The sequence below is a fragment of the Catenovulum agarivorans YM01 genome (genome assembly GCF_000281085.1).
Classification (GTDB): domain Bacteria; phylum Pseudomonadota; class Gammaproteobacteria; order Enterobacterales; family Alteromonadaceae; genus Catenovulum; species Catenovulum agarivorans.
In genome coordinates this window covers 210,771-230,783 of record NZ_JH767523.1, presented here as the reverse complement: position 1 = coordinate 230,783, position 20,013 = coordinate 210,771, and the positions used below count along the sequence as shown (strand labels likewise).

Sequence of the window (20,013 nt, the reverse complement as noted above, 5' to 3'; positions counted from 1 at the left end):
ATTTAATCCTGATAAAACAAACAACATGCGCCTTCTTCAGCACCTGTCATTCTTGAACGCATTGAACCGAAAAATTCACGTCCCATACCTTCACGTTCTTGTGTTACTAAATGTGGTATGGCTGCTTGACGTTTGTCGAGTTCTGCCTGTTCAACTAATAATTCAACCTTGCCATTCGCTGAATCAACTAAGATTAAATCGCCTTCTTCAACTTTAGCGATTAATCCACCATCGATAGCTTCAGGTGTCATATGAATAGCAGCTGGCACTTTACCTGATGCACCAGACATACGACCATCAGTTACTAATGCAACTTTCTGCCCTCTGTCTTGTAATACACCTAAAGGTGGTGTCAGTTTATGCAATTCAGGCATACCTATGGCTTTAGGGCCTTGGAAACGAACAACGGCTACAAAATCACCTTCCAATTTACCGTCTTTAAAAGCTTTTTCTAGCTCATGCTGGCTTTCAAACACTTTGGCTGGCGCAGTAAAACTGACATCACCTTGTGGTAAAGAAGAAGTTTTCATAACACTTCGACCTAAGTTACCAGTTAAAACCTGTAAACCACCATTTGGTTTAAAAGGTTTTTTCGCAGTGGCAATAACGGTTAAGTCTTTTGAACGTGTTGGCTCGTCAACCCAAACTAACTCACCATCTTGCAATACAGGCGTTTTGGTATATTTTTCAAGACCCTTACCACAAACAGTATTTACATCATTGTGTAAAATATCTGCATCCAATAATTCTTTGAATAATACCGCCATGCCACCAGCTTGATGGAAGTGGTTGATATCGGCTGTTCCATTAGGATAAATGCGCGTCATTAGTGGCGTCGCATTGGATAAATCAGAAAAATCATTCCAATCAACAATAATTCCAGCAGCACGCGCCATAGCAACTAAATGCATGGTGTGGTTGGTCGAACCACCTGTGGCTAACAAAGAAATAATGCCGTTGATCACGGATTTTTCATCAACTATTTTCGAGATTGGTGTGTAGTCGTTACCTAAATGTGTGATTCTAGTCACTTGTTTTGCGGCAGCACGGGTTAAAGCATGGCGAAGTACACTATCGGTTTCAACAAATGAAGATCCCGGTAAGTGTAACCCCATCATCTCAACAACAAGTTGGTTACTGTTTGCAGTACCATAAAATGTACATGTACCAGCTGAATGATAAGAAGCCGACTCAGATTCTAATAAAGCTTCTTGACCAATTTTGCCTTCAGCATACAGCATTCGTACTCGTGTTTTTTCCGAGTTTGGAATGCCAGAAGACATAGGTCCAGCAGGTATAAATACGAAAGGTAAGTGACCAAATGACAATGAAGCCATTACTAAACCGGGTACGATTTTGTCACAAATACCTAGCATTAATGCCCCATCAAACATGTTGTGAGATAGGCCTATGCATGATGCCATTGCAATTACGTCACGGCTTAATAAACTCAAATCCATTCCTGGTTGGCCTTGAGTTACACCGTCACACATAGCTGGAACGCCGCCAGCAACCTGTGCAACGCTACCGGTTTCAGCAATTGCGTCTTTTATTATTTTTGGATAGTGCTCATATGGTTGATGAGCAGATAGCATGTCGTTGTATGATGTGATAATGCCAATATTGGCTTTAGTAAATTGTTTTAATGTATTTTTATCGTGTTTGGCACAGGCTGCATAGCCATGTGCCAAATTGCCGCAGGATAAAACTTCTCGATGAGGACCTTTAACTCTGGCCCTTTCTACCTTGTTAAGATACGCTTGGCGCGTTTCTTTACTTCGTTCGATTACGCGTTCTGTTACTTCCTGCACAATTGAGTTCATAGACAGTTAGTCTCCTGGCTTATTTAGCAGCCCAGACTACTTCTACAGGTGTATTATCTTGTTTTAGAATTGCACGAATTGGCATTTCTTCAACTTTATCACCTGCTAACGCTTTGTCTAATACAGCCTTTTTGCTGTCACCAACTAGATGCACGAAAATCTGTTGGCTTTCAAGCAATGTCTTCAACGTAAACGACATACGCTCATGTGGCGCAGTTGTTGGCTGTACTGCCAAAACGATATCTTCTGAAGTTAAACCTTGTTGAATTTGCTCAGAACATGGGAACAATGAAGCTGTGTGCCCGTCTTCACCCATGCCTAAAATTAAAACATCAATCGGCAAAGACAAATTTTGCAGGCTCTGTTTAACAGAAGCTTCTGCACCAAATGCACTTTCTTCAGATGTTTTAAGTTCAACAAAAGTCGCGTCTGCTGCCTTGTTTTGAATTAAATTATTTAATACTAATGCAGTATTACTTGCTTCGTGCGATTTATCAACCCAACGTTCATCAGCTAATGTAATTGAAACTTTTGACCAGTCAATATCAGCTTGTGAAAGTTGTTTGAAAAAAGGTAAAGGTGTGCGACCGCCTGAAACTACCAAGCTAGCTTTACCTTTATTGTTGATCGCGTTAGCAAGCAAGCTTGCAACACGATCAGCAAATGCTGTGTTTAATTGTTCAGTACTTTGAAATTCTGAAAATTGCATAAGTTTTCCCTATTAATCCCACTCACGACCATCTTTGGCCAATAACAATGCAGCGCCTTCAGGACCCCAAGTACCCGCTGGGTATGCTTTAGGTTTGTCTAAAGTTTGATCCCAAGCTTTAAAGATACCATCAACCCATGACCATGCTGCTTCAACTTCATCACGACGTACGAACAATGATTGATTACCTAATAACGCTTCTAATAACAAACGCTCATATGCATCAGCAATGCGTTGGTCTTTAAATGCTTCAGAGAAACTTAAGTCTAGCTTAGTTTCTTGCAATACCATGTGATCGTCAAGACCTGGAACCTTGTTTAACATCTTAACTTCAACACCTTCACGTGGTTGCATGCGAATTGTTAATACGTTTGCAGGTAAAGTGCCATAACTTTCTTTAAAGATGTTATGCGGCATGTTTTTGAAATGGATAACAATTTCAGTTAACTTTTCAGGCATACGTTTACCAGTACGTAGATAGAAAGGTACACCTGACCAACGCCAGTTGTCGATATCTACACGTAAAGCAACGAATGATTCAGTGTTACTTTCAGTATTTGCACCATCTTCTTCTAAGTAACCAGGTACGGATTTACCACGGATTACACCAGCAGAATATTGGCCTCGAACAGTTTTTTCTTTAACATTTTCTTTGGTGATTGGACGCAAACATTTCATTACACGTACTTTTTCATCACGTACGCTGCTTGCATCTAGGCTTACTGGTGGATTCATTGCAACTAAGCTTAGTACTTGCAATAAGTGATTTTGCACCATATCACGCATTTGACCAGCATCGTCAAAGTAACCCCAACGACCTTCAATACCTACTTCTTCAGCAACAGTAATTTGTACGTGGTCGATACAGTTGTGATCCCAGTTATTTGCAAATAAAGAGTTTGCAAAACGTAGCGCCAATAAGTTAAGTGTTGTTTCTTTACCTAAGTAGTGGTCAATACGGTATGTTTGTTCTTCTTTGAAGAAAGCCGCTACTTGGTCATTAATAACTTTTGATGATGCTAAATCGTGTCCGATTGGTTTTTCTAATACAACACGAGTTTCATCGTTGATTAAACCTGCTGCTTTTAAACCACGACAGATAGCACCAAAAATAGATGGTGGCGTAGAGAAGTAGTTAACCATTACGCGCTTAGCTTGGTCTACATGCTGCGCTAATGTGTTGTACTCTTCTTCATTGGTCATATCAACTTTGCAATAGTCTAATTTAGCTGAAAAACGACCCCAAGTTTCTTCACAAACTTCTTCTTTCATGAAAGTTTGCAACGCTTCACGTACCATGTCTACGTATTCTGCTTGAGACATTTCATTACGTGCTACACCAACAATGCGAGTTTGTTCGTCTAATAAGTTTGCTTTTTCCAACTGATATAAAGAAGGTAAAAGTTTACGGCGTGCCAAATCCCCTTTGGTACCGAATAATACAAGATCACATGGCTTATGAGTTTGCGAGACCATGATAACTCCCCGTTTAAAGTGAAATAAGATAAGAATTAGCCAGTGCGCCTAAGCGCAATTTAAGCGCGGTATTGAACACTAAAAACAGTTACATTACAACTTATGCAATGATTTTGCCCTAGCCGAATACGTATTCAAACTTGTTATATTCTGTATTGTAACCAAAAATGTAGTTGAATTACATAAAAATATCAGTTTCGTGTTATTTTGTAGTTAAATTACGACTGAAGTTAATGCATAATAGGCTAAATATTAACAAGTTTGGCCATTTGGTTATGAATATTCTTGAAAAGATTGCGCAATCTCAACATACGTTTAGCAAATCTGAACGCAAAGTTGCCGAAGTTATTATGGCATCACCGCAAAGTGCAATGCACAGCAGTATTGCTAATTTAGCCAAAGCGGCCGATGTATCGGAACCCACAGTAAATCGATTCTGTAGGCGAATGGACACTAAAGGTTTCCCAGATTTTAAACTTCATCTTGCGCAATGTTTAGCAAGTGGCACACCTTATTTAAATCGACATGTCGATGAAGAAGACGGCCCTGACGCCTATTGCGAAAAAATATTCGACTCTACTATGGCAGCACTTGAACACGCTCGCCATCATTTAGATACCCACAGCATCAATAAAGCCGTTGATATACTTACCCAAGCGAAAAAGATATCTTTTTTCGGTTTGGGCGCGAGTGCGGCAGTTGCTCACGACGCACAAAACAAATTTTTCCGATTTAATATTCCGGTTATTTGTTTTGATGACGTATTAATGCAACGTATGAGCTGTATCAATAGCACTGAAGGTGAAGTGGTTGTATTTATATCGCATACAGGACGAACTAAAAGTCATGTGGAAAGTGCTGCGCTCGCAAGAAATAACGATGCAACAGTTATAGGTATCACTGACGCTACTAGCCCATTAGCTGCAGAATGTAATTTGGTTTTATCTCTAGAGATCAGTGAAGATACAGATTTATATATGCCAATGTCGTCACGTATTGCAGCATTGGTATTAATAGACATATTAGCAACTGGTTTTACCCTGCGACGCGGCAGTAAATTTAGAGAAAATTTAAAACGAGTCAAAGATGGGCTCAAAGAATCCAGATACAGTAAAGGAATGAGAGATCATTAATTTCTGTAACTTATTTTTAATTCAATAAAGTGTTACTTTTGAGTATAATTAACACCTTATAATTTAATCCCACACACAAATCGCATAATTGGGAGCCAAGCGAATGTTTAGAAGAACCAAGATTGTAACTACATTAGGTCCAGCTACTGACCGTGATGGAAATTTACGTAAAATTATTGAAGCAGGTGCTAACGTAGTTCGCATGAACTTTTCTCACGGCGTGCCAGAAGATCATGTAAAGCGCGCAGAAGATGTTCGTGAAATTGCTAAGTCTTTAGGTCGCCATGTTGGTATTTTAGGTGACTTACAAGGTCCTAAAATCCGTGTTTCAACCTTTAAAGATGGCCCAATTTTCTTAAACATCGGTGACAAGTTTATTCTTGATGCTGATTTAGGTCGTGGCGAAGGTACTCAAGAATCAGTAGGTCTTGATTACAAAGCTTTGGTTGAAGATGTTGTTTCTGGTGACACTTTATTATTGGATGATGGCCGTGTACAACTAACTGTTGATGGTGTTGAAGGCAATAAAATTTTAACCACAGTTAAAATTGGTGGCAAATTATCAGACAAGAAAGGCATCAACAAATTAGGTGGTGGTTTATCTGCACCAGCTTTAACTGATAAAGATAAAGAAGATATCAAATTAGCTGCAAAAATCGGCGTTGATTTCTTAGCTGTTTCTTTCCCACAATCAGGTGCTGATTTACGTTATGCTCGTCAACTAGCTCAAGAAGCTGGCCTAGACGCACAAATCGTCGCTAAAGTTGAGCGTGCTGAAACAGTTGAAACTGACGAAGCCATTGACGACATTATCACAAACTGTGATGTAGTTATGGTTGCTCGTGGTGACTTAGGTGTTGAAATTGGTGACGCTGCACTTGTTAGCAAACAAAAGAAATTAATTTCTCGTTCACGTCAATTAAACCGTGCGGTTATCACTGCGACTCAAATGATGGAGTCAATGATTGAAAACCCAATGCCAACTCGAGCAGAAGTGATGGACGTTGCGAACGCTGTATTAGATGGTACTGACGCGGTAATGTTGTCAGGTGAAACTGCATCAGGTAAATACCCATTAGAAACTGTACAGTCTATGGCTGGTGTTTGTATTGGTGCTGAAAAACACCCAAGTGTATTAGCTTCAAAACACAGATTAGATGAAAAATTCACTTCAATCTCTGAAACTGTCGCACTTTCAGCAATGTACGCTGCAAATCACACAGGTGATGTTAAAGCGATTGTTTGTTTAACAGAAACTGGTAGCACAGCTAAATTAATGTCACGCATTAGCTCAGGTATTCGTATTTTTGCTTTATCTCGTCATGAGAAAACATTAACAACTTGTGCTTTATATCGTGGTGTTCAACCTTATTTCTTCGACTCAACTAAGTCTAACCCTGCATCTTTAAGCAATGATGTTTTAGCAACATTAAAAGAAGCTGGTCACTTAGAAAAAGGCGACTTAATTTTAGTGACTCACGGTGATGCAATGGAAACTGTTGGTGCAACCAACACATTAAAATTAGTTAAAGTTAACTAATTTTCATTGCCAATGAATTTACAAAAAGCGGCTTAGGCCGCTTTTTTTGTCTCTAATAAAACTTGTCACCACTAAGCTGCTAAGCCTACACTGACAATAACTGCCCAATCTTAAATTTCAGGTATAAAAAAAGCGACCTAAGTCGCTTTTTAATCAGATAAAACCAGAGCTTACCAGCCAGTTTTTTCTGCTAATGCTTTACCAATTTCAGCTAATGAGCGAACAGTTTTAACACCAGCCGCTTCTAATGCTGCAAATTTGTCGTCAGCTGTACCTTTACCACCAGAGATGATAGCGCCAGCATGGCCCATACGTTTACCTGGAGGTGCAGTCACACCTGCAATGTAAGATACGACAGGCTTAGTTACATTTGCTTTAATGTAAGCAGCAGCTTCTTCTTCGGCTGTACCACCAATTTCACCAATCATTACGATTGCTTCAGTTTGAGGGTCATTTTGGAACATTTCTAACACGTCAATGAAGTTAGTGCCTGGGATTGGATCACCACCAATACCAACACAAGTAGATTGACCAAAACCAGCGTCTGTTGTTTGTTTAACAGCTTCATACGTTAAAGTACCAGAGCGTGAAACAATACCAACTTTACCAGGCATATGAATATGACCAGGCATGATACCAATTTTACATTCACCTGGCGTGATAACACCCGGGCAGTTAGGACCAATTAAACGTACACCCAACTCGTCACACTTAACTTTACAGTCAAGCATATCAAGCGTAGGAACACCTTCAGTGATACATACGATTAATTTAATACCCGCATTTGCAGCTTCTAAAATTGAATCTTTAACAAATGCAGCTGGTACGTAAATTACAGATGCATCCGCACCCGTTTCAGCAACAGCTTCTTTAACTGTGTTAAATACAGGTAAACCTAAATGTACTTGGCCGCCTTTACCAGGTGTAACACCACCAACCATTTGCGTACCATAGGCAATTGCTTGCTCAGAATGGAAAGTACCTTGTGAACCAGTGAAACCTTGGCAAATAACTTTAGTATCTTTATTAATTAAAACAGACATTATTAGGCCTCCGCTGCAGCTTTAACAACTAATTCAGCAGCGTTTTGTAAACTTTCAGCTGCAATGATATCAACACCAGAATTTGCAAGAACTTCACGTCCTTTATCTGCGTTAGTACCTTCTAAACGAACAACAACAGGTACGTTTACACCAACTTCTTTCACTGCACCGATAATACCTTCAGCTATCATGTCACAACGTACGATACCACCAAAAATATTAACTAAAACAGCTTTTACATTGCTATCAGATAAGATGATTTTGAAAGCTTCAGCAACACGCTCTTTAGTCGCGCCACCACCAACGTCTAAGAAGTTAGCTGGACGGCCACCATTTAAGTTAACGATATCCATAGTACCCATTGCAAGGCCAGCACCATTAACCATACAACCAACGTTACCGTCTAATGCAACGTAGTTTAATTCCCATTTAGCCGCATTTGCTTCACGCGCGTCTTCTTGGGTTGGATCGTGCATTTCTTTGATATCTGGATGACGACCAACAGCATTACTGTCGATAGCAACTTTAGCGTCAAGACAGTGTAAATCACCTGCACCAGTGGTAATTAATGGGTTGATTTCAATTAACTCAACGTCTTTTTCTTTGAATAACTTAGCTAAGCCTAAGAAAATTTTAACGAATTGAGATACTTGTTTGCCTTCTAAACCTAATTTGAACGCTAACTCACGACCTTGGTAAGGCTGTGCACCAGCTAATGGGCAAATTGTCGCTTTTAAGATTTTCTCAGGCGTTTCTTCTGCAACTTTCTCAATTTCCACACCACCTTCAGTAGATGCCATGAAAACGATACGACGAGTTGAACGGTCAACAACTGCGCCTAAATATAATTCGCGATCAATATCAGCAACGTCTTCAACCAAAATGCGGCTTACTGGCTGACCATTTGCATCTGTTTGATAAGTAACTAAGTTGTTACCTAACCATTTTTCTGCAAACGCTTTAATTTCTTCTTTCGATGAAACAACTTTAACACCACCAGCTTTACCACGGCCACCAGCGTGTACTTGAGCTTTAACAACAAACTTGTCGTAACCTAATTGGTCAGCAGCAGCAACCGCTTCAGCTGGTGTTTCAGCTGCGATACCTTTTGAAACAGGTAGTCCGTATTGAGCGAACAACTGCTTGCCTTGATATTCATGCAAATTCATGACAGTTTTTCCATTTTCTTTGGGGTTAAGCAGGTTATATCTAGATAACCTATCGATTATATGCCGACAATACAGATTTATATTGCCGGCTTAAGTCTTATTACAGATCTAATAGCAGGCGTGTAGGGTCTTCTAATAACTCTTTAATTGTTACTAAGAAACCAACTGATTCTTTACCGTCTACCAATCTATGATCGTAAGAAAGTGCCAAGTACATCATAGGTAAAATTTCTACTTTACCGTTAACAGCCATTGGACGTTCTTGGATCTTATGCATACCTAAAATCGCTGTTTGCGGTGGGTTAATGATTGGTGTAGAAATCAATGAACCGAACACACCACCATTAGTAATGGTGAAGTTACCGCCAGTCATTTCATCAATCGTCAACTTACCGTCACGACCTTTAATCGCTAAATCGCGAATACCCTTCTCCATTTCAGCTAGAGAAAGTTGATCTGTGTCTCTTAATACTGGTGTAACTAAACCACGTGGTGTAGAAACAGCAATACTTACGTCAAAGAAGTTGTGGTAAACAATATCGTCGCCATCAATTGAAGCATTTACTTCCGGGAAACGTTTTAATGCTTCGGTTACCGCTTTAACGAAGAACGACATAAATCCTATACGAATACCGTGTTTCTTCTCAAACGATTCTTGATAAACCTTGCGAATATCCATAATAGGTTTCATGTTAACTTCGTTAAATGTCGTTAACATTGCAGTTGAATTTTTCGCATCTAACAAACGCTCAGCCACACGCTTACGTAAACGAGTCATAGGTACGCGTTTTTGTGAACGCTCACCAACAGCTGCAGCAGATGAAGTTTCTTGTTTAACCGCTTCTGAAGTCGCTTGGCGCTGTGCTTTAGCTTTAACATAAGCTGCAACGTCTTCTTTGGTTAAACGACCTTTTTCACCAGTACCTTTAATCTTGTTCGCTTCTTCAGTGCTAATGCCGTTTTCAGCCAATGCACGACGTACAGATGGCGTTAATGCATCAGAAGTTTCTTCTGTCTCAGCGTCTTCACTTGCAGCTGGTGCAGGAGCTGCCGCACCTTCGCCTTTAGCCAATACACCAATAACTTGCTCGCCTAATACAGTAGCACCTTCTTGTTCTAAAATTTCAGACAGAACACCGTCTTCTGGTGCTACAACTTCTAAAACAACTTTATCAGTTTCAATATCAACAAGATTCTGGTCACGTTTTACCGCGTCACCTGGTTGAACATGCCAAGTAGCAATTGTTGCATCTGCTACTGATTCTGGAAGAACTGGAACTTTTATTTGCACTTTTTCACCTTTTGCTTGCTTGTCAGCTACTGGCGCTGAGCTTTGTTCGTTTGATACAGTTGGCGCAGCAGCCACTTCACCCGCTTCACCTAATTTTGCGATAATTTGTTCGCCTAGAACTGTGTCACCTTCAGCGTGAATAATTTCAAGAATTTCACCATCTTGTGGTGCAACAACTTCTAAAACAACCTTGTCCGTTTCAATATCAACTAAGTTTTGATCACGCGTTACCTTGTCGCCAGCCTTAACATGCCAAGTTGCAATAGAGGCGTCTGCGACTGATTCTGGTAATACAGGTACTTTAATTTCAATTGCCATATATTAGTTCTCTCGTTGTTATACGGTTAGTGCTTGCTGCACTAAGTCTTTTTGCTGTTTGTTATGAACCGCTAAATAACCAACGGCTGGTGAAGCAGACGCTGTACGACCAACGTATTTTAATTTAGCACCTGTTGGGATAACGTCCCAAAAATGATGTTGGCTACAATACCAAGCGCCTTGATTTTGCGGCTCTTCTTGACACCATACAAAATCTTTAACGTGCGCATATTTAGCCATTACAGCTTCCATTTCTTTTTGTGGGAATGGATATAACTGCTCTAAACGGATAATTGCAACATTGGTAATTTCACCTTTATTACGTGCATCGTACAAGTCGTAATAAACCTTACCGCTACACATAACTACACGTTCAATTTTTTCTGCTGGCAAGTCATCTGTTTCATCTATTACATTGTGGTAGATACCATCTGATAATTCTTCAAGCGTTGATACCGCCATTGGGTGACGTAACAAAGATTTTGGCGACATAACAACCAAAGGTCGACGCATTGGACGGATTTGTTGACGACGGATCATATTAAATACTTGCGCCGGTGTTGTCGGTACACACACTTGAATGTTGTGATCTGCACATAATTGCAAGAAACGCTCTAAGCGAGCCGACGAATGCTCTGGGCCTTGGCCTTCATAACCATGCGGTAACAACATAGTTAAACCACACAAGCGACCCCACTTAACTTCACCTGAGCTTAAGAATTGGTCAATAACCACTTGTGCACCATTGGCGAAATCACCAAATTGCGCTTCCCAAATAGTTAACGTCTTCGGCTCAGCTGTTGCATAACCATATTCAAAAGCGAGTACAGCTTCTTCTGACAACACTGAATCATAAATTTCGATAACCGCTTGTTCTTCACTTACATTTTGCAAAGGCATATAAGTTGAAGCGTCTTTTTGATTATGGATCACAGCATGACGATGGAAGAATGTACCACGACCACAATCCTGACCTGTGATACGAATTCTATTACCACTTTCAACTAAATCAGCATAAGCCAAGGTTTCAGCAAAACCCCAATCTAGTGGTTTTTCACCTAAAGCCATAGCGGCACGGTCTTGATAGATCTTTTTAACTCGAGACTGAGGTTTAACATCTTCAGGGTAAGAGCTAACTTTTTGCGCTAACATCTTTAATCTATCTAACGATAACGCGGCATCATAAGCTATATCCCAGTCATGATTTAAGTAAGGGCGCCAATCAACCGAGTGCTCCATCATTGGACGCCATTCTTCAACCACACAAGCACCGTGATCTAAAGCAGCGCGATATTCATCAACAGCTCTTTCCGCATCTTGGTCAGTTATCGCTTGTTCACCGATTAACTGCTGAGCGTAAATTTGACGAGGAACTGGATGTTTTTTGATTTTTTGGTACATCAAAGGCTGAGTTGCATTTGGCTCGTCAGCTTCGTTATGACCATGGCGACGGTAACAAACTAAATCAATAACCACATCGCGTTTAAATTTATTTCTAAAATCTAACGCCACTTGAGTCGCAAAAACCACAGCTTCAGGATCATCTGAATTCACATGGAAAATTGGTGCCTGCACCATTTTTGCAATATCAGTACAGTATTGAGTAGAACGTGTATCTTTAGGGTTATGCGTGGTAAAGCCGACTTGGTTATTAACAACGATACGAACTGTACCACCAACCGAATATGCGCGAGTTTGTGATAAGTTGAAAGTTTCTTGTACTACACCCTGCCCAGCGATTGCCGAGTCACCATGAATAGTAATAGGTAAAGCTAGCGAACCATCTGGACAATTACGACGGTCCATACGAGCACGAACCGACCCCATTACCACAGGATTAACAATTTCTAAGTGAGACGGGTTAAATGCTAATGCTAAGTGAACATTACCACCTGGTGTTGCAAAATCGGATGAATAACCCATGTGGTATTTAACATCACCTGCGCCCAAAGTTTCATCATGTTTACCAGAGAACTCGTCAAATAGTACAGATGGGTTTTTACCTAACACATTAACCAATACATTTAAACGACCGCGGTGTGCCATACCGATAACAACTTCTTTAGCACCCTGCTCACCTGCACGGCTAATTAAAGTTTTTAACATCGGGATAAGCGCATCACCACCTTCCAACGAGAAGCGTTTTGCACCAGGGAATTTGCTGGCTAAATATTTTTCTAAACCGTCAGCTGCAACAAGTTCTTTATATAGTTTTACTTTGTCTTGCTGAGTTAAGCTTGGTTTACATTGCACTGACTCTAAACGTTGCTGTAACCAACGCTTTTCTTCAGTGGAAGTAATATACATATATTCAGCGCCAATTGAACCACAATAAGTTTTGACTAATAGGCTTTGAATATCTTTTAGCTTTAAGTGTTCTTCACTAACAGCTAACGAACCAACGTTGTAAGGCTTGTCTAAGTCATCTTGCTCAAGTTCGTGATAACTAAGCTCCAAATCACGCACACGCTCTTGCTTCCACAAACCTAACGGATCTAGATTCGCGTGTTGATGACCTCTGAATCTATAAGCATTAATAAGCTGTAAAACTTTTACTTGTTTAGTATCAGAAGTAACTTGAGGGACTATAATTTGACCGCGATGAGGTTTTTTCGCAGCTTCTTTGAAGTCTTCACGGATATCTGAGTGTTTGGATTCAACCTCTACCCCTTCTACTGAAGGTAATTGGTCGAATAAAGCGCGCCATTCTTCGCTAACGCTTTGCGGATTATCGAGATATTGTTCGTATAACTCTTCGATATAAGTGGCATTGCCGCCGGCGAACTGGGAAGATTCGAGCCAGGCTTTCATGGACCCTTCGTGCATATTATTGTCCTATTCCGCTCTTTGCTTGTGTTATTGATTGTTAAAAAAATAGCCATTCTTTGCAACAAAAGAATGGCTATTCAGATTATTTTTAATCTTGATAAAGATTAAGCTTAGTTTCTAAACAGCCTTATTCAAGAGCATCGATTTTATTTTACCGATGGCCTTGGTTGGGTTTAATCCTTTTGGACATACGTTTACACAGTTCATAATACCGTGGCAACGGAAAACGCTAAATGCATCATCTAAATTAGCTAAACGCTCATCAGTTGCGCCGTCACGCGAATCAGCTAAAAAGCGATAAGCGTGCAACAAACCTGCAGGTCCGATAAATTTATCTGGATTCCACCAGAATGACGGACAAGAGGTTGAGCAACAAGCACACAAAATACACTCATATAAACCGTCTAATTTTTCACGCTCTTCTGGCGATTGCAAAAACTCACGTGCTGGCACGTTTTTCGGATCTGGTATTAAGTATGGCTTAACTTTTTCATACTGAGTATAAAATTGACTCATATCCACAATTAAGTCGCGAACAACTGGTAAACCAGGTAAAGGGCGAATAACAATTTTACGACCTTTTAACGCTGATAAAGGTGTAATACATGCTAAGCCATTTTTACCATTCATGTTTAAGCCATCAGAACCACAAACACCTTCACGACATGAACGTCTGAAAGATAAACTTGGGTCTTGTTCTTTCAACATTAATAGTGCATCAAGCACCATAACATCTTGGCCTTCGGTATCTAGCTCATATTCCTGCATAAAAGGTTTGTTATCTTTATCAGGATTGTAACGATAAATCGAAAATACTTGTTTCATTAGATAACCATCCTTTTAGTAAGTACGAACTTTTGGTGGAAATGCTTCGCGTGTATTTGGCTGCATATTTACTTGGCGCTTAGACATACTTTCAGTGTCTGGCTTGTAAATACTGTGGCATAACCAATTTTCATCATCACGTTCAGGGAAGTCGAAGCGGCTATGTGCACCACGGCTTTCTGTACGGAAGTTTGCCGCAACCGCAGTTGCATAAGCAGTTTCCATTAAGTTATCTAATTCTAAACATTCGATGCGCTGCGTATTGAAATCTGAACTTGTGTCATCTAAGCGCGCTGTTTTTAAGCGCTCACGAATTTCACCTAATTCTTTCAAACCTTGCGCCATTGCATCACCTTCTCTAAATACAGAGAAGTTTAATTGCATGCATTTTTGTAAATCTTTCTTAATTTGTACTGGGTCTTCACCTTGCTGAGTATTTTCCCAACGGTTGAAACGCGCTAATGCAGCTTCAACATCAGAGCCCGACGCATCTTGAACTTCATAGTTATTTAATGCATCACCTAAGTACAAACCAGTTGCACGACCAAATACAACTAAATCTAATAATGAGTTACCACCCAAGCGATTTGCACCATGTACACTTACACAAGCAATTTCACCACAAGCGTATAAACCATTAATCACTTGCTCGTTACCACTATTATCAACTGTGATAGCTTGGCCATTTACGTTAGTTGGAATACCACCCATCATGTAGTGACATGTAGGTATAACTGGAATTGGCTCTTTAACTGGATCAACATGCGCGAAAGTACGAGATAATTCACAAATACCTGGTAAACGGCTTTCTAAAACTTCAGCACCTAAGTGGTCAAGTTTTAGTTTAATGTGTGTACCCCAAGGGCCGTCACAACCACGACCTTCACGGATTTCCGTCATCATTGAACGTGCAACTACGTCACGGCCAGCTAAATCTTTAGCATTTGGCGCATAACGCTCCATAAAGCGCTCACCATCTTTATTCAGTAGGTAACCACCTTCACCACGACAACCTTCAGTTACTAGTACACCTGCACCTGCGATACCAGTTGGGTGGAATTGCCACATTTCCATATCTTGTAAAGGTACACCAGCGCGTAATGCCATACCAACACCATCACCAGTATTAATATGTGCATTAGTCGTTGATGCAAATATACGACCTGCACCACCAGTAGCTAAAACAGTTGCTTTAGCTTTAAAATAAACAACCTCACCTGTTTCAATGTCGATTGCTGTACAACCTACAACGTCGCCGTTTTGGTTTTTAACTAAATCTAACGCATACCATTCACTGAACACTGTTGTTTTGTTTTTAACATTTTGTTGGTACAACAAGTGTAATAAAGCATGGCCGGTACGGTCAGCTGCTGCAGCAGTACGAGCTGCTTGCTCACCACCAAAGTTTTTCGACTGACCACCGAATGGACGTTGGTAAACACGACCATTTTCAAAACGAGAAAAAGGTAAACCCATGTTCTCTAATTCGATAATAGCTTCAGGGCCTGTTTTACACATATATTCGATAGCGTCTTGGTCACCGATATAATCAGAGCCCTTAACAGTATCGTACATGTGCCATTCCCAGTTATCTTCGTGTGCATTACCGAGTGCAACTGTAATACCACCTTGAGCAGATACTGTATGCGAACGAGTTGGAAATACTTTTGATAACAAAGCACAGGTTTTACCTGATTGCGAAATTTGTAATGCAGCACGCATGCCTGCACCACCAGCGCCGATTACTACGGCATCAAATTCTCTTACTGGAATATTCACTTACACACCCCACAAAACTACGATGCCAGTTACTAAATAAGCAAGCGCGGCAATATTTAAAACAAACTGCAGAAAAATTCTTACGGCAACAGGCTTAACATAATCAGTTAAAACCTGCCATAAGCCAATCCAAGCGTGAACTAACAAACTAATTAGGGTAATAAGGGTAAATACCTTAACCCAAGTTTGGCTGAACAACCCAGTCCACTCTGCGTAAGTTACTTGTGGCGTACAAACAAAAAAGCAAACCATGAAAATTGCATATGCGGTTAACACCAATGCACTTGCACGAATTAATACAAAGTCGTGAACTCCGCTTCGGCCTAATGTTCCGGCATTTGTTACCATAACCAAACTCCTGCTAATACTGATAATACAAGGGTCAAGGCGATAGTAATTTGCGCACTTGAGTTACCTGATTGAATTTCTTCCCAAAAACCTAAGTCCATAACTAAATGACGTAAACCACCTAACAAGTGATACGCTAAAGCAGTTAAAATGCCCCAGTATATGAATTTAGCGAAGAATGAAGATGACCATTGTTGCACACAGTCAAAACCTGACTCTGAACCCAATGATACAGCCAACAAATACATTAGAATGCCCATCGCGAAAAACATGATGACACCCGTAACGCGGTGAAGGATTGAAGCAATTGCAGAAGCTGGAAAACTAATGGTATTTAGTTCCAGATTGATAGGTCTTTGCTTGTTCACGAGTTTTCTACCCACTTAAGTTGATAACTTTATTAAAATTATTAAATGTCTTTGATCGTATCGTAACAAAACTTACTACCAACAAGATATCTATTGCTCATTTAATCTAGTTATGTAGGCTATTTCGCTACAAATATGATTGTAACAACATTAGCTTAAAAAATAATAGTTTGCGATTTTATACAGGATTTTTTTTATTCAAGTTCATTTTTTTAATGAATTAGACGCATTTGTCGAATGAATGCGATTTAGATTGGGCTGCAGGCCGATTTAGGCTACCATTTTGTCAATGGTTTGCTAATAGATTTTAGCCTAATAATTAACTTCTGTTATTGAGTTTAATTTTACTAAAATTGTATTGTAGTAAGCTTTATTTAGCTTTCTGATGTTAGTGAAGCGTTTTAATAGAAAATTTAATTACTTTGCTGCTTTTATTTCGCAGTATAAATTGACTTTATACGTCAGTTTCAAGTATTAATAAATAACTAAACCTGTCACATGACTTGCTCGAAAGGAGATATTCTATGGCTGACAAGAAAGCCATCCTCACGATTGACGGTAATTCGGTAGAGCTACCGATTCTATCAGGCACCATGGGTCACGATGTTATCGATGTGCGCTCTTTAGGTAAATTTGGCCACTTTACGTTCGACCCGGGTTTCTTAGCAACCGGTTCTTGTGAATCTGCAATCACTTTCATCGACGGTGAAAAAGGTGTGTTATTACACCGTGGTTATCCAATTGCTGAGTTAGCAACTAAAGCTGACTATTTAGAAGTATGTTATTTGTTGTTACACGGTAAAGCACCTACTTCTGAAGAGTACAAAGAGTTTGTTGGCATCATTAACAAACACACTATGGTTCACGAAGGCATCGAGTTCTTCTTTAGAGGTTATCGCCGTGACGCTCATCCAATGGCGATGTTGTGTGGTATTGTTGGCGCGTTATCTTCTTTCTATCATAGAGATTTAGATATTACTGATGCAGAACAACGTGTACGTTGTGCTACGCGCTTAGTTGCAAAATTACCAACCATTGCTGCTATGTGTTACAAATACAGCATAGGTCAAAAATTCGTATGTCCTAAAAACGAATTAAGCTATTCAGAAAACTTCCTAAACATGATGTTCTCTGTTCCAGCTGAAGACTATGAAATTCACCCTGCAGTAGCAAAAGCTATGGACAGAATTTTCACCCTTCACGCTGACCACGAACAAAACGCTTCGACTTCAACTGTTCGTTTAGCCGGTTCTTCAGGTGCTAACCCGTATGCGTGTATCGCTGCTGGTATCGCATCACTTTGGGGCCCTGCGCACGGTGGTGCTAACGAAGCTTGTTTAAACATGTTAGAAGAAATTGGTTCTGTTGACCGTATCGACGAATATGTTGCTAAAGCGAAAGACAAATCAGATCCATTCCGTTTAATGGGCTTCGGTCACCGTGTTTACAAAAACTTCGACCCTCGTGCAAAAGTAATGCGCGAAACTTGCCACGAAGTTTTAGAAGCTTTAGGCATAGACGATCCATTGTTACAAGTTGCAATGCGTTTAGAGCAAATTGCATTAGAAGACGAGTACTTCATTAGCAAAAAATTATACCCGAATGTAGATTTCTACTCAGGTATCATCTTAAAAGCTATAGGTATTCCAACTAACATGTTTACAGTTATTTTTGCCTTGTCTCGTACAATTGGTTGGATTTCTCACTGGCATGAAATGCTTAGCCAACCAGGTGCTAAAATTGGCCGTCCACGTCAATTATACACAGGCGAATTACCACGCGAATTTAGCCCAATTACCAAAGACTAAGTTAACCAATTTAGCTTAAGTTTATAAAAGCTCGCTACGGCGAGCTTTTCTTTTTCTAGCATTTCCACTACCCTTACGCGAAATTTTCAGCCCAAGAACTCGGATCATTTTGCAAAACCCATATTCTCGCCTGTTAAAACTCGCTTGGCCTATTTGGATCACCCAAGCTATTCAAACTTTAATGGTCACTATCGACTTAATTATGTCGGCGCAAGTCAGTGATGCGGACATGGCCGCGGTCGGCACAGCGTTAGCAATCTGGCACCCAATTAGCTTTTTTGCCACAGGATGTATGATGGTATTAGCGCCATTGTTGTCACGCAGTTATGGTTCAGGAAATACTCAAGCGTTTCAGCATGATTTAAATCAATCTCTCTGGTTTGCAATTTTGGTAGCAGCTTTGTTTACTGTCGCCTTGTTTATATCAATGCCTTTGTTACCACTGCTAAAATTAGACACGCCACTAGTTAGTATAGGGCAAAACTATCTAACGTATTTAGGCATTGGCATCCCATTTATTTGTTTTATCGGGGTATTTCGTTACCTCAATGAATCACTTGGACAAACTAAACCTTTGATGTATGTCAGCATTATTGGTTTATTGTGCAATATTCCTCTTAACTACCTATTTATTTATGGTTCAGCCATAACGCCACAAATGGGCGGCGCCGGCTGTGGTATTGCGACAACTTTGGTCAACGCGTTTATTCTTTCAGCCTTGTACGTTTACAGTAAAATGTCGGGTTACACTCGCACACTTATACGCAACTTACGCTTTGAAAAAATTGAAATTCCCACACAAATAAAATTGATTAAACTTGGCGGCCCCATTGGCCTGACTTTATTTTTAGAAATAGCGCTATTTGCCGCTGTTGCGCTCGCAATTGCCACCCATGGAACACAAGCAGCAGCAGCACATCAAATAGCACTAAACGTAGTAACTAACTTTTATATGATACCTTTAAGCATTGGTATGGCAGCTACAGTATTGATTGGTCAAAGCATAGGGCAAAATAATGTAGCCGCAGCCAAAGCTTGGGTGAAATGTACCTTAATTGTATCTATTGCCTTTGCTGCTTTTTCTACCAGCACTATTATTTTAAGTAGGGATATACTAGCTAGCATATTTCAACCATCCGCACAGGTATTCCACCTAGCGACAGCTTTATTAATATGGGCTGGGATCTTCCAACTTCCAGATGTTATACAAACCACTTTTGCATCTTGTTTACGCGGTTATGCTGACACTCAAGTACCTTTTGTATTAGTGCTTATCTCCTATTGGTTAATCGGTTTTCCATTGGGGTTAATACTAAGTGAAACTGACTGGATAACAGCAAGCCAAGGACCAGAGGGATATTGGCAAGGTTTATTAATTGGCCTAAGCTGTACCAGTTTATTGTTATTCATTAGGCTTAAACGTGTTTGGTAAAACAAGACTAGCAGCGCTGGCGCTCATTTTATTTAGCGTCAGTGCTTGCCAGCAACATCCAGTGGTAAACGAATGGGAAAAATATCCTCAACGTATTGCGACACTGGCTGAAAAATTACTAG

General features: G+C 40.1%; 15 protein-coding genes. 4 read left to right on the top strand and 11 right to left on the bottom strand.

Annotated elements, in window-relative coordinates; translation table 11 throughout:
- Positions 1-2: 2 nt before the first annotated feature.
- The 3 genes from edd to zwf are packed head-to-tail and all read right to left on the bottom strand — an operon-like array spanning position 3 to position 4,008.
- Complete coding sequence (gene edd / locus WSC_RS0105655; RefSeq protein WP_016954943.1) at positions 3-1,823, bottom strand: phosphogluconate dehydratase; 1,821 nt, start codon at positions 1,821-1,823, stop codon at positions 3-5.
- Between the two features lie 19 nt (positions 1,824-1,842).
- Positions 1,843-2,532: a 6-phosphogluconolactonase gene (gene pgl, locus WSC_RS0105650; RefSeq protein WP_016954942.1), complete on the bottom strand. Its 690-nt coding sequence runs from the start codon at positions 2,530-2,532 to the stop codon at positions 1,843-1,845.
- Between the two features lie 12 nt (positions 2,533-2,544).
- Positions 2,545-4,008 carry a glucose-6-phosphate dehydrogenase gene (zwf, locus tag WSC_RS0105645; RefSeq protein WP_016954941.1) on the bottom strand — a complete coding sequence of 488 codons (1,464 nt, stop codon included), beginning with the start codon at positions 4,006-4,008 and terminating at the stop codon, positions 2,545-2,547.
- 275 nt (positions 4,009-4,283) lie between these two features.
- Here zwf and WSC_RS0105640 point away from each other — a divergent pair, with 275 nt between their 5' ends.
- Together WSC_RS0105640 and pyk are read left to right on the top strand one after the other, a co-directional pair.
- The gene (locus WSC_RS0105640; RefSeq protein WP_016954940.1) at positions 4,284-5,141 is read left to right on the top strand and encodes a MurR/RpiR family transcriptional regulator; all 858 of its coding nucleotides are present in this window, start codon (positions 4,284-4,286) and stop codon (positions 5,139-5,141) included.
- A gap of 103 nt (positions 5,142-5,244) precedes the next feature.
- Positions 5,245-6,681, top strand: coding sequence for a pyruvate kinase (gene pyk / locus WSC_RS0105635; RefSeq protein ID WP_016954939.1), 1,437 nt, complete (start codon positions 5,245-5,247; stop codon positions 6,679-6,681).
- A gap of 170 nt (positions 6,682-6,851) precedes the next feature.
- Here pyk and sucD read toward each other — a convergent pair whose 3' ends face one another.
- The 8 genes from sucD to sdhC all read right to left on the bottom strand — a co-directional run bounded on the left by sucD (position 6,852) and on the right by sdhC (position 16,651).
- On the bottom strand, positions 6,852-7,724 hold the full coding sequence (sucD, locus tag WSC_RS0105630; RefSeq protein ID WP_016954938.1) for a succinate--CoA ligase subunit alpha: 873 nt from the start codon (positions 7,722-7,724) through the stop codon (positions 6,852-6,854).
- Between the two features lie 2 nt (positions 7,725-7,726).
- Positions 7,727-8,893, bottom strand: a complete 1,167-nt coding sequence (gene sucC / locus WSC_RS0105625) for an ADP-forming succinate--CoA ligase subunit beta (protein WP_016954937.1) — start codon at positions 8,891-8,893, stop codon at positions 7,727-7,729.
- 100 nt (positions 8,894-8,993) lie between these two features.
- Positions 8,994-10,502: a 2-oxoglutarate dehydrogenase complex dihydrolipoyllysine-residue succinyltransferase gene (gene odhB, locus WSC_RS0105620; RefSeq protein WP_016954936.1), complete on the bottom strand. Its 1,509-nt coding sequence runs from the start codon at positions 10,500-10,502 to the stop codon at positions 8,994-8,996.
- 18 nt (positions 10,503-10,520) lie between these two features.
- Positions 10,521-13,328: a 2-oxoglutarate dehydrogenase E1 component gene (locus WSC_RS0105615; RefSeq protein ID WP_016954935.1), complete on the bottom strand. Its 2,808-nt coding sequence runs from the start codon at positions 13,326-13,328 to the stop codon at positions 10,521-10,523.
- Positions 13,329-13,448: 120 nt separating this feature from the next.
- Positions 13,449-14,156, bottom strand: coding sequence for a succinate dehydrogenase iron-sulfur subunit (locus tag WSC_RS0105610; RefSeq protein ID WP_016954934.1), 708 nt, complete (start codon positions 14,154-14,156; stop codon positions 13,449-13,451).
- Positions 14,157-14,171: 15 nt separating this feature from the next.
- Positions 14,172-15,935: a succinate dehydrogenase flavoprotein subunit gene (gene sdhA, locus WSC_RS0105605; protein ID WP_016954933.1), complete on the bottom strand. Its 1,764-nt coding sequence runs from the start codon at positions 15,933-15,935 to the stop codon at positions 14,172-14,174.
- On the bottom strand, positions 15,936-16,283 hold the full coding sequence (sdhD, locus tag WSC_RS0105600; RefSeq protein ID WP_016954932.1) for a succinate dehydrogenase, hydrophobic membrane anchor protein: 348 nt from the start codon (positions 16,281-16,283) through the stop codon (positions 15,936-15,938).
- Positions 16,277-16,651, bottom strand: a complete 375-nt coding sequence (sdhC, locus tag WSC_RS0105595; protein ID WP_026016691.1) for a succinate dehydrogenase, cytochrome b556 subunit — start codon at positions 16,649-16,651, stop codon at positions 16,277-16,279. The genes sdhD and sdhC overlap by 7 nt, the downstream gene beginning before the upstream one ends.
- A 524-nt stretch (positions 16,652-17,175) precedes the next feature.
- Here sdhC and gltA point away from each other — a divergent pair.
- The gene (gltA, locus tag WSC_RS0105590) at positions 17,176-18,459 is read left to right on the top strand and encodes a citrate synthase (protein WP_016954930.1); all 1,284 of its coding nucleotides are present in this window, start codon (positions 17,176-17,178) and stop codon (positions 18,457-18,459) included.
- 82 nt (positions 18,460-18,541) lie between these two features.
- A complete protein-coding gene (locus WSC_RS0105585) occupies positions 18,542-19,891 on the top strand; it encodes an MATE family efflux transporter (protein WP_157447200.1) in 1,350 nt (449 codons plus the stop codon).
- The last annotated feature ends 122 nt before the right edge of the window (positions 19,892-20,013 follow it).